This window comes from Streptomyces sp. NPDC030021, from assembly GCF_055574035.1.
On sequence record NZ_JBVIAH010000004.1, the window covers coordinates 411,154 to 425,870 of the forward strand.

Annotated in this window: 15 protein-coding genes; 9 read left to right on the top strand and 6 right to left on the bottom strand. The window is 71.5% G+C overall.

What is annotated here, in order from left to right:
• Positions 1-4: 4 nt before the first annotated feature.
• Positions 5-1,267, bottom strand: a complete 1,263-nt coding sequence (locus tag ACZ4YL_RS10765) for a sensor histidine kinase (RefSeq protein WP_468115408.1) — start codon at positions 1,265-1,267, stop codon at positions 5-7.
• A gap of 263 nt (positions 1,268-1,530) precedes the next feature.
• Here ACZ4YL_RS10765 and ACZ4YL_RS10770 point away from each other — a divergent pair, with 263 nt between their 5' ends.
• Complete coding sequence (locus ACZ4YL_RS10770; protein WP_468115410.1) at positions 1,531-1,965, top strand: hypothetical protein; 435 nt, start codon at positions 1,531-1,533, stop codon at positions 1,963-1,965.
• A gap of 140 nt (positions 1,966-2,105) precedes the next feature.
• Here the strand turns inward: ACZ4YL_RS10770 and ACZ4YL_RS10775 are convergent, their stop codons facing one another.
• A complete protein-coding gene (locus ACZ4YL_RS10775) occupies positions 2,106-2,894 on the bottom strand; it encodes an SDR family NAD(P)-dependent oxidoreductase (protein WP_468115412.1) in 789 nt (262 codons plus the stop codon).
• A gap of 73 nt (positions 2,895-2,967) precedes the next feature.
• Here ACZ4YL_RS10775 and ACZ4YL_RS10780 point away from each other — a divergent pair, with 73 nt between their 5' ends.
• The 6 genes from ACZ4YL_RS10780 to ACZ4YL_RS10805 all read left to right on the top strand — a co-directional run bounded on the left by ACZ4YL_RS10780 (position 2,968) and on the right by ACZ4YL_RS10805 (position 8,199).
• Complete coding sequence (locus ACZ4YL_RS10780) at positions 2,968-3,603, top strand: TetR/AcrR family transcriptional regulator (RefSeq protein WP_468115414.1); 636 nt, start codon at positions 2,968-2,970, stop codon at positions 3,601-3,603.
• A gap of 353 nt (positions 3,604-3,956) precedes the next feature.
• Positions 3,957-5,438: a sensor histidine kinase gene (locus ACZ4YL_RS10785; RefSeq protein WP_468115416.1), complete on the top strand. Its 1,482-nt coding sequence runs from the start codon at positions 3,957-3,959 to the stop codon at positions 5,436-5,438.
• Between the two features lie 2 nt (positions 5,439-5,440).
• Complete coding sequence (locus tag ACZ4YL_RS10790) at positions 5,441-5,851, top strand: roadblock/LC7 domain-containing protein (protein WP_468115418.1); 411 nt, start codon at positions 5,441-5,443, stop codon at positions 5,849-5,851.
• Positions 5,848-6,207 carry a DUF742 domain-containing protein gene (locus ACZ4YL_RS10795; protein WP_351155422.1) on the top strand — a complete coding sequence of 120 codons (360 nt, stop codon included), beginning with the start codon at positions 5,848-5,850 and terminating at the stop codon, positions 6,205-6,207. The genes ACZ4YL_RS10790 and ACZ4YL_RS10795 overlap by 4 nt, the downstream gene beginning before the upstream one ends.
• Positions 6,188-6,808: a GTP-binding protein gene (locus ACZ4YL_RS10800; RefSeq protein ID WP_314245026.1), complete on the top strand. Its 621-nt coding sequence runs from the start codon at positions 6,188-6,190 to the stop codon at positions 6,806-6,808. Before ACZ4YL_RS10795 ends, ACZ4YL_RS10800 begins: the two co-directional genes overlap by 20 nt.
• Positions 6,805-8,199: a cytochrome P450 gene (locus ACZ4YL_RS10805; RefSeq protein WP_468115421.1), complete on the top strand. Its 1,395-nt coding sequence runs from the start codon at positions 6,805-6,807 to the stop codon at positions 8,197-8,199. The genes ACZ4YL_RS10800 and ACZ4YL_RS10805 overlap by 4 nt, the downstream gene beginning before the upstream one ends.
• Before the next feature lie 59 nt (positions 8,200-8,258).
• On the opposite strand, the gene ACZ4YL_RS10810 is transcribed toward ACZ4YL_RS10805, so the two are convergent.
• Positions 8,259-9,368 (bottom strand): terpene synthase family protein, encoded by a 1,110-nt coding sequence (locus tag ACZ4YL_RS10810; RefSeq protein WP_468115422.1) that lies wholly within the window; start codon positions 9,366-9,368, stop codon positions 8,259-8,261.
• Positions 9,365-10,282, bottom strand: coding sequence for an SAM-dependent methyltransferase (locus ACZ4YL_RS10815; RefSeq protein ID WP_468115424.1), 918 nt, complete (start codon positions 10,280-10,282; stop codon positions 9,365-9,367). The genes ACZ4YL_RS10810 and ACZ4YL_RS10815 overlap by 4 nt, the downstream gene beginning before the upstream one ends.
• 551 nt (positions 10,283-10,833) lie before the next feature.
• Between ACZ4YL_RS10815 and ACZ4YL_RS10820 the strand changes: the two genes are divergently transcribed.
• Positions 10,834-11,871, top strand: coding sequence for a PP2C family protein-serine/threonine phosphatase (locus ACZ4YL_RS10820; RefSeq protein WP_468115426.1), 1,038 nt, complete (start codon positions 10,834-10,836; stop codon positions 11,869-11,871).
• Between the two features lie 94 nt (positions 11,872-11,965).
• Here ACZ4YL_RS10820 and ACZ4YL_RS10825 read toward each other — a convergent pair whose 3' ends face one another.
• The gene (locus ACZ4YL_RS10825; RefSeq protein WP_468115428.1) at positions 11,966-12,373 is read right to left on the bottom strand and encodes a hypothetical protein; all 408 of its coding nucleotides are present in this window, start codon (positions 12,371-12,373) and stop codon (positions 11,966-11,968) included.
• Positions 12,374-12,742: 369 nt separating this feature from the next.
• A complete protein-coding gene (locus tag ACZ4YL_RS10830) occupies positions 12,743-13,645 on the bottom strand; it encodes a LysR family transcriptional regulator (RefSeq protein ID WP_468115430.1) in 903 nt (300 codons plus the stop codon).
• A 74-nt stretch (positions 13,646-13,719) separates the two neighbouring features.
• On the opposite strand from ACZ4YL_RS10830, the gene ACZ4YL_RS10835 reads away from it, so the two are divergent.
• Positions 13,720-14,697, top strand: a complete 978-nt coding sequence (locus tag ACZ4YL_RS10835; protein ID WP_468115432.1) for a threonine ammonia-lyase — start codon at positions 13,720-13,722, stop codon at positions 14,695-14,697.
• Positions 14,698-14,717: the final 20 nt, after the last annotated feature.

The following is a 14,717-nucleotide window of genomic DNA, read 5'->3' on the forward strand; positions in this document are numbered from 1 at the left end:
GTCCTCATCGGATAGGGACGTCCCCGGTGCCCGGGGCCGGGAGACCACCCGGCCGGTCACTGGTGGTGGGCGCCGGAAGGGTGAGCCGTACCTCGAATCCGCCGAGGGCGCGGGGGCCGGCGGTGACCGATCCGCCGTAGATCTTCGCGCGCTCCCTCATGCCGATCAAGCCGTGACCAGGTGACATCTCCCTGTTTGGCTGGAAGTTGCCGCCTCCCTCGTTCGTCACGCGCACCACGATGGTGCGGCGTTCGTAACGGATGGTCACGGCCGCCCGGGTCGGTCCCGCGTGCTTGAGCACGTTCGTCAGCGCCTCCTGGACGACTCGGTAGACGCACAGCGCCATGCCCTGCGGAAGCCGGACCGGGGGTCCCGCGATCTCCATGGTGACCTCGGCCCCCGCGCCCCGTACCCGCTCCAGCAGCCGGTCCAGCAGGTCGAGCCCGGGGGCCGGGGCGTAGGCGGCTCCGTCCTCCCCTTGTCCGTCCCGCTGCCCTTCCTGGCCGACGCGCAGGAGTGCGAGCATCCGGCGCATCTCCTCCAGCGCCTCCCTGCTGGTGTCGGCGATGGTGTCCAGGGCCCGCCGGCTCGCCGCCGGGTCCGTCGGGAACACGTACGAGGCCATGCCCGCCTGGAGTGAGATCACCGACATGTGGTGTGCGACCACGTCGTGCAGTTCCCGCGCGATGCGCACCCGCTCCTCCGTGAGGGCCCGGAGTGCGTTCTCCTCCTGCTGTCTGCGCAGCTGGGAGGTCAGTTCGGCGAACTGCCTGTTCCGTTCGGCGAGTGCTCCCGAGCCGCGCCCGACGACGAGGACGACGGCCGGGAACAGGACCGCCTGGGCGAGGACGGTCGGCATGGAGCTGTGGTCGATGTTGCCGATCCCGGCGTACACCCACACCCCGGCCACAACGGCCGTGCACACGAGTGCGGTTCGGGGGCGACGGGTCGCCGCCACCGTGTACAGGCCCAGGAGCGGGGGCATCGAATTGACCACCGGCCAGTACCCGCAGGCGATGAACACGGTCCACAGCGCACTGCTGGCGCCGAACACCACGACGGGCGCGAAGCGGCGGGCCACCATGACCAGACCCACCAGGGCGGTCAGGACCGCCCCCAGCCCGTCCACGGACCGCCATCCGGCCGGCGGCTGCTCCTGCCCCAGCAACAGCCCTGCGCCGACGTAGCCCAGCGCGAGCAACGAGTCGACCGCCAGCGGCCGGTACCTTCCCCCGAGCCTGTCGAGGAATCCCGATCCAGCGTGCATCGGCGCAGCTTACGGGCCATCAGGCGGCTGGGCCATGGGCCTGCCGCAGGACCGGGCCCTACCACGTACGCATGGTCCGGCTACCGCCGCGGTTGCAGCCGGGACGTCCGCCACCCGCACCGGGTGGAGGCCTGAATCATCCCGGTGCGTGCCGCCGGGCGGCCGCCGGCCCGCCTAGCTTTCTGTCTGGCCGGCCGCCGGGGCACACCGCGGCGGCGGCGCACCGATCGACTTCTGATTCCCCGAGCAAGGGAGACACAGCCATGACCACTCTTGTGAAGCGCACGCTCGTCGGAGCCTCCGCCGTCGCCTCGGCCCTCGTGATCGGGCTGGCGGGCACCGCGAGCGCGGCCACCATCGGCTTCTACCAGACCTCCACCAGCGGCAAGGCCGAGATCAGCGGCACCTACGAGTACCACGTGTCGGGAACGATCCCGCAGACCGGCGAGAAGCTCTACTCCGGGTCATTCCAGGGCTCCACCGCCAAGGACAAGGTGGCGGGCGACGGTTACGAGGCCGTCCTGGCCCTGGCCTACCAGGACTGGAAGGACGGGGCCTGGCACTCGGTGAAGAACTACGTGGCGGTGGTCAACGGCACGAAGAGCTGGACCTTCAAGAACAAGAAGGACGTGAAGGCCTACGCCTGCGACCGCAAGGTCGGCACCACCAAGCTGCTGAACTGCCGCGCCGCCTGGTAGGCCTGTCCGCCGTCGCGCGAGGGGCGCCCGAGCCGGACGTCCACGGGGGAGCGTCCGGCTCCGTGCGCACTCCCCGAAGGACCGGAGGGCGGGCCGTCACCCCTGTGACGGCCCGCCCTCCGGCGTTCAGGTGTGTCCGGTCATGCCTTGAGGGCGCGCCCTGCCACGGTCAGTGCGAGGCGGCGGGGGACCAGGGCGGACGCGGTGGCGGAGAGCCGGTTGCCGAGGCCGACGACGATGCTGGGCGGGGTCTTGCCGCGTTCCAGTGCCCGGCGCGTGGCGGTGACGACCTGCTCCGGGGTGGCCATCCGGCCCACGGCGGCGTCCCGGCTGCCGACGACGTCGAAGAACTCGGTGCGGACCGGCCCCGGCGAGACGGCGAGCACCCGCAGGGAGGAGGCGCGCGTCTCGTACGCGACGGCCTCGGTGAAGTTCAGGACGAAGGCCTTCGTGGCGCCGTAGACCGCCATCGCCGGGGTCGGCTGGTAGGCGGCCGCACTGGCCACGGTGACGAGGGCGCCCCGGCCGTCGGCCGTCAGGCCGGGCAGGAACTCTCTGGTCAGTTCCGTGACCGCGAGCACGTTGAGCTGGATCATCTCGCTGATCCTGGCGGGGTCCTCGTCGGCGAAGGGGCCGTGGGTGCCGAAGCCCGCGTTGTTGACCAGCGTATGGACCGGTACGCCGAGTGCGTCGAGCTCCGCGCGCAGCGCTGCCGCGGCGCCGGGCCGGGCGAGGTCGGCGGCGATCGGGCGGGCCGTGACCCCGTACCGGCGCTCCAGGTCCGCCGCCAGCTCCTCCAGCCGGTCGACGCGCCGGGCGACGAGGACGACGTCCGCTCCGCGCTCGGCCCACTGCCGGGCGAACTCGACGCCGAGGCCTGCACTCGCCCCGGTGATCAGGGCTGTGGTTCCGCGGTATGTCATAGACATGGGTCGGCGCTCCGTTCCGGGACTCCGGTTGATGGTCGATACTTGAATGTAGGCAGAGCAAACATTGTTGTCAATGACAACATCGAGGGAGGAGACCGCTTTGGCCGACGCCGATGCGCCCTATCACCACGGCAATCTCAGGGAGGCGCTGCTGGCGCGCGCGGAGGACGTGCTCACGGCCTCGGGGGCGGACAGCCTCTCCCTCCGCGCCCTCGCACGGGACCTCGGCGTCAGCCATGCGGCGCCCGGCCGCCACTTCCGCGACCGGCAGGCGCTGCTGGACGCGCTCGCCGTGGGCGGCTTCACCCGGCTCAACGAACGCCTCCGGGCCGCCGTGGGCGAGCCCGGCCCCGTCACCACCCGGCTCGCCTGCATGGGCCGCGCGTACATCGGCTTCGCCGTCGCGCACGCCCCGCTGCTGAGCCTGATGTTCACGGCCAAGCACGCCGACCACTCCAGCGCCGAACTCCGCGAGCTCGGCCACCAGAGCCTGGAGATCGCCGCCGAACTGATCGCCCTCGCGCAGCAGGAGGGCGTCGTACGGGCGGGCGACCCGGCCCGGCTCGCCCAGGTCGCCTTCTCCGTGGTGCACGGCCTCGCGGCCCTGGCCGTCGGCTCCCTGCTCGAGGACACGCCGCTGGACGAGGCGACCGACCTCGCCCTCGACGTCCTGCTCACCGGCCTCGGCGCGGCCCGTCCCACCCCCTAGCGCATTTCGGTCCCGGCCGCCACCCGCGAGCCAGGGGGTGCGGCCGGAACCGATAGGAATGCGCGCGCGGATTCCCGCGCGCCGAACGGGGCCGGCGCGCCGCCCACCTCCCGTTACGCCACCGCGCGCCGTGCGCGGGCCCGGATCCTCGCCGGAATTCGACGTCATCGATGGCGCATAACGGTTCCTCCGGTCCGATGAACTCCAACGAAAGCCCACATCAGGGCAGTTGGGCGTAGTTATGCTCCCGCCCACCGGTCAGAAGGCCCCCCTTTTTCGATAGTTCGAGGACGCCGATGGAGCAAAGAGGTACGCCCCCCGAAAGTGCCCACCTGGAGGGAAGAGCAAGCCGGATGCTGCCCGCGATCGCGGTCGTGGCCGCCGCCTGCCTGGTAGGGGCACTTGCTTCCTCCTCGGGACCGCTCGGCACCGTGCTGATCGCCGTCGGCGCCGTGTGCACCGCGGCGGTCTTCGTCGAGGCGCGGCGGCGCGGCCGCGCGCTCGCCGCCGGGCGCGCCCAGGTCGCGGCTCTCCAGCACGCCCTGGCCAGGCAGGAGACCGAGGCGGCCCGGCTGTCCCAGTCGGTGCTGCCCGAGGCCATCGAGCGGCTGCGCAAGGGCGAGCTGGCCGAGGAGGTGCTGACCGCCCTGGGAGGGCGCGGCGGCCACGGCAGCCGCTGGGGCGACGACGAGGCCCTGACCCCGCGCTTCAGAGCCGCCCTCCAGGCCGTGCTGGCCCACGTCGTCGACGCGGTCGACAACGAGGAGAGCCTGCGCGACTCGGCGCAGCGGGCCTTCGTGAACGTCGCCCGGCGCGTGCAGGCGATCGTCCATCAGCAGGCCCACGAGATGCGCGAGATGGAGGACCGGCACGGGAGCAACCCGGACGTGTTCGGCGACCTGCTGCGGCTCGACCACGGCACCGCGCTGATCGGCCGGCTCGCCGATTCCATCTCGGTCCTCGGCGGCGCGCGCCCCGGCCGCCAGTGGAGCAGGGCCGTCACCCTGTACAGCGTGATGCGCGGCGCGATGTCGAGGATCATCGACTACCAGCGGGTTGAGCTGCACTCGGTCTCCGAGGTCGCCGTCGTCGGTCCCGTCGTGGAGCCGCTGATCCACACCCTGGCGGAGCTGCTGGACAACGCCACCCGGTACTCACCGCCGCACACCCGGGTCCACCTCACGGCCGTCGAGGTGCAGTCGGGCATCGCCGTGGAGATCGAGGACGGCGGCCTGAGCATGAGCGAGGAGGCCCGCAGCCGGGCGGAGAAGATGCTCGCCCAGGCCCAGTCCGGCATCGACCTCAACGACCTGGGCGAGACGCCCAGGCTGGGTCTGGCGGTGGTCGGCCGGCTGGCACAGGCCTACGGGTTCCAGGTGTCCCTGCGCTCGTCCGCGTACGGCGGCGTCCGCGCCGTGGTGATCGTGCCGCAGCACCTGATCACCACGGCGTCCTCCGCGACCGGTCTCGCCCACGGCATCGGCTCCTCCTCGGGGCCCAGGGCCGTGGCCGCCACACCGCGCGAGCACCCCTTCGACCGCTCGTCGGCGGGCGTGGGCGCGCCCGCGCCCCGGCCGGCTCCGGTGCCCAGGCCTGCGCCCGTCGGCGCCGGGCAGCCGGAGGCCGGCGCACGTACCGCGACCGGCCTGCCGCAGCGGCGCCGGAAGGACCGTGTGACCACCGCCGACGCCCGGCCGGCCGCGGAGCCCCGGCCTGCGGACGACGGCGGCCCCGGAATGTGGCTGGAGGCGTTCCACAGCGGACTGTCCGGCACCCCCGGCCACGATGTGCCGGGCACCGAAGGAACGTCGGGTTCAGCGACCAAGGGGGCGTAACAATGATGACTCAGCGAATCAGCAGCATGGACTGGATGCTCAAGGACCTGGCCGCCGGAGTGCCGCAGACGCGGCACGTGATCGTCCTGTCCGCGGACGGGCTCTGCGTGGCGCAGTACGGGGCCGAGACCGACACGGCCGACCGCCTGGCGGCGGCCTGCGCGGGCCTGCAGAGCCTGGCCGGAGCGGTGGCCGCGGAACTGCCCCGCTCGGAGGGCAGGATGCGCCTGGTCGTGATCGAGATGGACGGCGGGTTCTTCTACCTGATGGCCGCCGGCGACGGCTCCTACCTCGCGGTCCTCGCCGACGAGGGCGTGGACGCGGGCCTGATGGGCTCGCAGATGCGCAACCTGGTGACCCGAATGGGGGACCACCTGAGCAGCCCGCCCCGACATGACGGGCAGCCCGCGTGAATGAGCCGCCCACAAGCTGGGAGGACGGCAGCCCCGAACGGCTCTACGTCATCACCGGCGGACGCAGTGGACCCTCCACCGCCGTCCATCTGGACCTTGTGACCTTAGTCGTGGCCAAAGGGTCCGCCCGGCCCGAGATGCAGCCCGAGCAGGCGGCCATCCTGCGGATGTGCCAGTCACCGCTGTCGGTGGCCGAGATCGCCGCGTACGCGGGCCTGCCCGTGAGCGTCGTCACCGTGCTGGTCGGGGACCTGATGGCCGCTCGACGCGTGTACGTCCGTCCGCCCGTTCCCGCCGCGCAGCTACCCGACCTTGCTCTGATCGAGGCAGTGATCGATGGACTTCAGAAGCTCTGACCCGCCCGCCGGGCCGCGTGAGGCGGACATACTCCCGCAGACGGCCGCGGCCGCCGTGAAAGTCGTCATCGTCGGCGGATTCGGTGTGGGCAAGACGACGATGGTCGGTGCGGTCAGCGAGATCAAGCCGCTGACGACCGAGGAGACGATGACCCGGGCCGGCGTCGGCGTAGACGACACCTGGGGCGTGGACCGCAAGATCACCACCACCGTCGCCATGGACTTCGGCCGCATCAGCATCAACGACGAGCTCGTCCTGTACCTGTTCGGAACACCTGGCCAGGAGCGTTTCTGGTTCCTGTGGCGCGGGCTCTTCGAGGGTGCGCTCGGAGCGGTCGTACTCCTCGACACCCGCCGGCTGGAGATCAGCTTCGATGTCATCGGACGGCTGGAGGAGCGGGGCGTCCCCTTCGTCGTGGCCGTCAACTCCTTCCCCGGCGCACCCGAGCATCCGCTGGAGGAACTGCGCCAGGCCCTCGATCTGCCCCCCGCGGTCCCGATCCTCGTCTGCGATGCCAGACGGCGGGACTCGTCCCGCGATGTCCTGCTGACCCTCATGCGCTACCTGCACTCCCAGGCAGCCACCCAGGAGGCAATGTGAATAACAGCCCCACCCCACCGCCCGAGTGCCCCGCCCACGCGGCGGCGGCGACCGCCGGCGGCCTGTACCGCCTCCACGGGGCGGAGGCCCAGGCCGATCCCCTCGCACTGTACGAGAAGCTGCGGGCCGAACACGGGGCCGTGGCCCCTGTACTGGTGAGCGGGGACCTCCCGGCCTGGCTGGTCCTCGGCCACCAGGAGAACCTGGACGTGGCACGCACGTCCTCGCGCTTCGCCCGCGACCCGCGGGGGTGGCGCGACATGAAAGAGGGCCGGGTGCCGGCCGACACCCCGCTCGGCCCCATGGTCTCCTGGGTACCGGTGTGCAACTTCACCGACGGGCCCGTCCACGAGCGGCTGCGCTCGGCCGTGGTGGAGTCCCTGGAGCGCTTCGACAAGCGCGGCATCCGCCGCTACGTGACCCGCTTCGCCAACCAGCTCGTCGACCAGATCGCGGGTGAGGGGTACGCCGACCTGGTGTCCGCCTTCTCCGACCAGCTCCCGATGCTGGTCATGACCCAGCTCATCGGGGCACCCGACGAACACGGACCCCTGCTGGTCAACGCGGCGCGCGACATGCTCCAGGGGACCGAGACGGCCCTCCAGAGCGACCGCTACGTCACCGCCACGCTGGAACACCTGGTCGCGGAGCGCAAGGCCACGCCCGTGCGCGACCTCGCGTCCTGGCTGATCGAGCACCCCGCGAACCTGAGCGACACCGAAGTGCTGATGCACCTGCGGGTCGTGCTCATCGCGGCCTACGAGACCACCGCCAACCTCATCGCCAACACGCTGCGGACCGTGCTGACCGACCCGCGCTTCCGGGCCAGCCTCTCCGGAGGCCACATGACGCTGCCCGACGCCCTGGAACAAGTCCTGTGGGACGACCCGCCGATCAACACGATCATCGGGCGCTGGGCCACCGGTGACACCGTGCTCGGCGGCCGGGAGGTGAAGGCCGGCGACATGATCCTGCTCGGGCTGGCCGCGGGCAACGCCGACCCGCAGATCCGGCCGGATCCCGCGGCCTCCGTCCACGGCAACCGTTCCCACCTGGCCTTCAGCAGCGGCCCGCACGAGTGCCCGGGCCAGGACATCGGCCGCGCCATCGCGGACACCGGCATCGAGGTCCTGCTGGACCGGTTGCCCGACCTCCAGCTGGCGGTCGACGCCAGCGAGCTGCAATGGCGCGGCACCCTCATGTCACGCCACCTGCTGTCCCTGCCGGTACGGTTCGCCCCGCGCTCCGTACCGAACGCGCAGCCCCAGGACGAGCAGCCGGCCGGGCACCCCGTGCACGCGCCCGTCCCGCCCCGGCCGACGGCAGCGCCCGCGGTCGCGGGCCGCCGCCGCGGCGTCAGCTGGTGGCGGCGGCTGCTCGGCCTCGGCTGACGGCTGACGGCTTCCGGGCCGAGGGGCCCGGGCGAAGCGCCCGGGCCCCTCGGTATCACTCAGTCGTGCACCTGCTGCCACCAGGAGGCGAGGGCCGGCACATCCGGCGGCTCGGTCCCGGCGAAGCTGGGGACGTCGGCGTACCGGATCGCGAACCGGGCTTCCGCCAGGGGCAGTTCGTGCCGGTTGCGCGGGCTCGCGTACCGGGGTGCCCGGCTCTGCCAGGCGATGGAGCCGGCCACGTAGTGTCCCAACGCCGCCAGGTGGCGGCGCAGTTCCGCGTTCGCGCCGGCCTCCATCCGGGCCCGCAGCGTCGTGAAGCGGACCATCACCCGGTCACGCAGGGACACCGCGAGCGGCACGGCCTCCGCGGGCGAGCAGTTCTCCTGGTGGGCGAGGACATTGACGAGATTCACCTCCCTCGGCTCCAGGTGGTCGTCCTTGTCGTAGGAGAACAGGTCGTTGTCCGCGCTGACGACGAATCCCGCCGCATCCGTCAGTGCCGTCAGAGCGCGGGAGCAGAGCACCTCCGCCGGCATCCGGTCCCCGCGTGCGACTCCGGACCAGGTCAGCGAGAAGCGCGTACCGTTCGCCAGCGGCCCCATGGCGACGAAGTCGTTCAGCCCCGGCATGATCCCGGCCTCGGCCCGGGCGCCCCGCCAGGCTGCTCCGAGCAGCCAGTCGCGCGTCCCCTCGGCGAACCTGCGCAGCTCGTAGGGCGTGAGCATCGCATGGGTGCGGCGCACCAGGTCCAGCAGCGCACGGGTCATCGGTCCGTCGGGCAGCACCGAGGCTCCCGGGTCCTCGATGGTGCGCAGCAGACGTACGCCGTGTTCGACGACGGCACCCGTCCCCACCTCGTCGGAACCCGAATCCTGCCAGTCGTCGACGGCGTTGGCCCAGTAGTTCCATTCGGTGAAGAGCAGGAGGGCCTCCACGTTCCCGTCGGGGATGATGCGGCAGGAGAAGTCGGCGCTGTGGGTGGCGAGACCCCATGCGCGCTCGACCGGATCGGGGTAGACGCCGAAGGCGTCCAGCCACTCGACCGCCAGCGCCTCCACCTGCTTCGCCTCGGGATGGACGAGGTCACGCTCCAGGGGGCAGTAGAACGACGGCAGGCGCGTACCGAGGAGCGAGGGACGCTGTGCCGGTGCCGGTGACGTCGTCATCGGCGGCCCCCGATCCGGAAGTGCAGCAGCCGCGTCTGCACCGCGTGGTCACGCCAGAGCCGGAAGAACCTGCTGTGCGCGAGCGTCGACTGTTCGAGCCGTTCGCCGGTCCAGGCACCGGGCCGGGCGCCGGCGTCCGCGCGGAGCCGGTCGAGTTCGGCGGTGTTCCACGCCATGGACTGCACCCAGAACTCCGCCACCGAGTCCGTCACGTCCTCCTCGTGCACGAGTTCAAACCCGGCCGCCTCGGCTGCGGCGAGGTACTCCCCTCTCAGCCCCAGTCGCGTTCTGTAGTAGCCGTCGATGAACTCGCGCCATGCGGAGCGGCCCACGAAGTGCTCCTGGATCCCGAACCATCCACCGGGCTCCAGCGCCTTGGCGACGACCTCGAAGAGTCGGGTCCGGTCGGTGTAGCCGCTGCTCTCGTTGGCGTAGACGGCATCGTACGCACAGGTCTCGTCCAGGTCGTGCACATCCCCCAGTACGGGCCTCACCCGTTCGCCGACCCCGGCGTGCCGGGCGAAGTGCCGGACGATCGGGATGTGTTCCGCCGCGACGGTGAGGCTGGTGACCGATGCTCCGTGCTCCTGCGCCCAGTACAGCGACGTACCGCCCAGGCCACAGCCGATGTCGAGCAGGCGCCGGGGCGACACGTCGTACGCGCCCCACGACCGGGCCGCGTGCTCGACTATCCGCTCCTGCGCGTCGAGCATGCGCTGCTTCAGCACGTTCTGGGGGGCGGTACTGTCCGGCGGGCCGTCCGGGTAGAGGCCCACGTGGAAGTGGACACGCGGGCCCGGGCCGTACTTGTGCAGGATCTCCTGCGTCTTGTGGCTGTAATAGAGCCGTATGGGATCGTCCGCGGCCGAGCCCTGGCCGCCGGGTAAGGACGATACGAGGGGGGTGACGCGCATGGGGTGTCCGCCCTTTCGTGGGGTAGGGCTGCCTCCGGGACACGCTGTCACCGCACTCACCGCGTCCCGTCCGGCACACTGTTGAAGCACGGATCATCGTGGCACTTCACATGCCCCACGTCAGCCCACTGGAGTAACACGGAACAGCATCCGAGTCCGGCCACAGGCAGGCTGACCGGCCACGGTTCTCCCCGGTGCCCCCTCGGCCTGCCGGGCTCGGCCCAGGGGCCCCGGTACGCCGAAGAACCGAGAGCACCCCTTCGCCCTCACGGACAGCCACTGTCCGCAACCGGAGTGCCGTGACGAAGCACAGGATGCGTCCGAAGCGGCCGGATGCCCCGCGTTTTGCCTGGTCGGCCTGCCTGTAGGGCCTGACACGACGGCCGGCGGCCACGCGATCCCGATGGACCCGCGACGGTGGCCGCATGATCCGGGGCGGGCGGCCGACCCCGACCGTCAGAGCGCTGTGACCCGATTACGTAGATATCCTGTGAAGTGTGATCGAGTCTGGACGGCCGCGGCTACGCAGGCGCCCTGGCCCGGGAAGACTTGTGCGGCTGTCGCCGGTCATCCTGACCGTCGTCATCGCCAGCCTGGCGTACAACACTCCGCCGGAAATGGCCTTCAGTCGTCTCCTGCCCGCGGCGCCGGCCCTTGCCGCCGCCATGTGGCCGGTGCTGCCCACCGTCCTGCTCGGGACGGTCTGTCTCATCCTGATGATCGGCCTCAGCTTCGTCTTCCCCGACCTGGGGACGTGGTGGACGGCCGCGGGGATCATCGCGGTCACCGTGGCCGCCGCGTACGGAAGCCATGTCCGGCTCCAGCGGGAACGCACCCTCTTCCAGGTACGGCTCGTCGCCGACGCGGCGCAGCAGGTGGTGCTCAGCCCTCTGCCCCGCCGCTTCGGCGGCATCGAGATCGAGTCGCTGTACCTCGCGGCCGCGGCCGAGGCCCGCATCGGCGGGGACTTCTACGAGGTGGTCGACACGCCGTTCGGGGTCCGGCTGCTCATCGGTGACGTGCGAGGCAAGGGCCTGCCGGCGGTGGGGGCGGCCGCGGCGATCGTGAACGCCTTCCGGGAGGCCGCGTACGGGGAGACCGACCTGGTCGACGTCGCCCGCCGAATGGACGCCAGCAGCACCCGTTACAACGGCGCCTTCCCTCCCGAGGGGCCGTTGGAGCGGTTCGCCACCGCCCTTCTCGTCCAGATCCCGCACGGGGGCAGACGTATCGACATCCTCAACTGCGGCCACCCGCCGCCGCTGCTCCTGAACCACGGGAAGGTCCTCACCCTTGAGTCCACGACCCCCTCTCCCCTGCTCAGCCTCGCGGAGCTGATCGGCGACCACTACAGCGTCGACACCTTCGACTTCGCCCCCGACGACCTGCTGCTCCTCTATACGGACGGGATCGCCGAGGCCCGTGCCCGCGACGGCGAGTTCTTCCCGTTGGCGGCCTGGATGCGTCGACAGCCCCCGACACCGCCCGACGAACTGCTCACGGCTCTGCACCGCGACCTCCTCCGCCACAGCAAGGGACGCCTCGACGACGACATCGCCGCCCTCGCCGTACGCCTCTGTGAGCCTTGAGCCTGCCGCCGCGCTGCCAGTAGGGGGACCGGGCGCGTGGATGATCGCGCCCGCCTACGATCGAACATGACCCCATCAGCAGGAAACCCGCAGGTCAGGACGTCAGCTCGATGCCGAACCCGCCCGCGTCGGGCGCCGGAACCCGGTCCGGGTTCTCCTTGTCCACAACATCCGGGGCCGGAGCGGGAGCGGGGTTGGGGGCCGGAGCGGGCTTCGGGGTGTCGGGCTTGTGCTCGCAGTACACCTTGCCCTGGTAGAACTTGCAGCCCGGCATGTTCTCCACGTCCCGGGGCTTGTTGTTCTTCCTGCCCTTCGACCTGTCCTTGCCTCCCCGCTCATGCTTGCCGGTCGCGCCCCCGTGACCACTCTTCGCGTGCGCCTCGGCGGCGTGCGGCGCGGTCTGGGCGGCGAATGCGCTGGTGGGAACCAGCGCGCCGCCTGTGACGAGCGCGGCCGTAACGGCGAACATCGCGAAACGCTGCTTGCGGGACGTGCGGGCCATGAGAATTTCTCCAATGAAGAGGCGACGAAGGGGGAGGTTCCAGAAGACGAGAGACGAAATGTCCGCTTTGCCCTTCTGTTAAGAGCCTGGCCGCGGAACTTCATCAGGCTGTCCGCCGACTGTCACAGGCGCGTGACAGGGCACCTCCGCACGCGCCGCCAGCCCCTTCGATCACCGCCCGAGCACACCCGGCGGCGCGCCCAGGCGGCGGCCGTATCCGGTGAGAGCGAGCCTCCCGGTCCCGCGGGACGGTGTCGTCCGGGTCACCGAGCAGTGGCAGCACCTGCCGCGCGGCAGTCGGTTCGAATATGGTCCGAGCGGTCACGCCAGCCGACCTGCTCATCGGTGGTTCCTCGGCGGCCGGGCCCGTCAGGGCCATGGTGCGGGCTCCACGTCGGTCTCCTCTAGGACCTTCAGGAAGGCTTCGACCGGGGCCGGGAGCGGCGGTGCGCCGTAGACGACGGCGTCGACGAAGCGGTGGTCGTCCGGTAGGCGGTCGATCCTCACGCCGGGGTGGAGATGAGCGTGCAGGGCGAGGCCGGGCAGCGTACTGACGCCGAGGCCGGCGGCCACGAGTGCCTGGGCCGCGACGTAGTCGTCGGTCTCGAAGGCGATCGCGGGAGTGAAGCCTCTCTTCCCGCACGCCGACAGGAGGTGCGTACGGCACCGCTCGCAGCCGGCGATCCACCGTTCTCCTCGGTAGGTGTCGAGGTCGGTGCGCGGACCGGGCCAGGACTCGCCGGCCCTGCTGACGATGTAGACCGGCTCGTGCAGGACCGATGTCACGGTGTGGCCCTCGCGGTCAGCGGGTGGGCCGTCGCCGTGGTGGAAGGTGAAGGCGACATCGACCTCGCCGCGCCGCAGGGCGGCCAGGGCTTCGGGCGGCTCCGCTTCGGTCAGTGCCAGTTCGATGTCCGGGTACGCGGCGCTGAAGGCGGCGGCCACCGTGGGGACGACCGTGGCGAGCGCGGAGGGGAAGGCCGCGAGGCGCACCCGTCCGGCGCTGAGCCCGGCGTGGGCGGCAAGTTCGGTCCGGGCGGAATCGATCCGGCCGAGGATCTCCTCCGCGCGATCGGCGAGCAGCCGGCCGGCCTCGGTCAGCCGGATGCCACGGCCTGCCCGCTGAACGAGCGGCACACCGGCTTCGGCTTCGAGCCTGGCGAGGTGGTGGCTGACCGACGGCTGCGCGTAGTGCAGCACGGCGGCGGCAGCCGTCACCGAGCCCTCGCGGGCGATGGCGGCGAACACCCGGAGGCGGTTCTCGTCGAACATTCATCGATGATATCGATGGGTTCATCGGAAACTGACATTTGTCCTATGGGTTGCCCCCTGCGCAGCATGAGTGCATGCACAGTCCGACGATCTCCGACGTCCTTCGCGCGCGTCGTCTGCAGAGCGCGCACCTGTCCCCGACCCCTCTGCTCTCCTATCCCGCCCTCGACGCCGCCGTCGGCGCCGGGGTCCGTGTGCTGGTCAAACACGAGAACCTGCAGCCGACCGGCGCCCTCAAGGTCCGGGGAGGCATCGCCCTGCTGGCCGCGATGGACGCGGAGGAGCGTGCACGCGGTGTCCTCTCCTACTCGACCGGCAACCACGCGCAGTCCCTCGCCCATGCCGCGGCGCTCTTCCGCGTCCCCTGCACCATCGTCATGCCGGAGAACCCGAATCCTCTGAAGGCCGAGGCCGTGCGGCGGCTCGGCGCCGAACTGGTCGAATGCGGCGCGGACTTCGACGAGGCCCGCCGCCACGCCGAGCAGCTCGCGCCCCGGCGGGGGATGCGCTTGGTCAGCGCGGCGAACGAGCCGGACCTGATCGCGGGCGTGGCCACCGCGTTCCTGGAGGTCTTCGAGCAGGAACCGGACCTCGACGCGATCGTCGTGCCGGTCGGTGGGGGCAGCGGCGCCGCCGCCGCTTGCCTGGTGGCGGCGGCGATCAGCCCGCGCTGCCGCGTCATCGCGGTGCAGTCACGCCACTCGCCGGCCGCGCACGACTCCTGGCGCTCGGGCCGCTGTGTCGAGCGTCCGAACACCACGACGGCGGAGGGACTGGCCACCGGGTCGGGCTTCGAGCTGACGCAGCGCCTGTTCCGTGAGCATCTGGCGGACTTCCGGCTGGTCGGCGATGACGAGATCCGGTGGGCTCAGTGGTTGCTCATGCGTGATGCCCGAACGGTGGCCGAGGCGGCTGCCGCCGCGCCGCTGGCCGCGCTCCTCGCCGCACGCGACGGCCTCGCGGGGCAGCGGGTGGCGCTCATGTGCACGGGCGGGAACGCCGGCGAAGCCGAACTGCGGGCCTGTCTCTCCGCCGCACCCTCGGGCGGCTGAACGGATGCGCCGACGCGCTG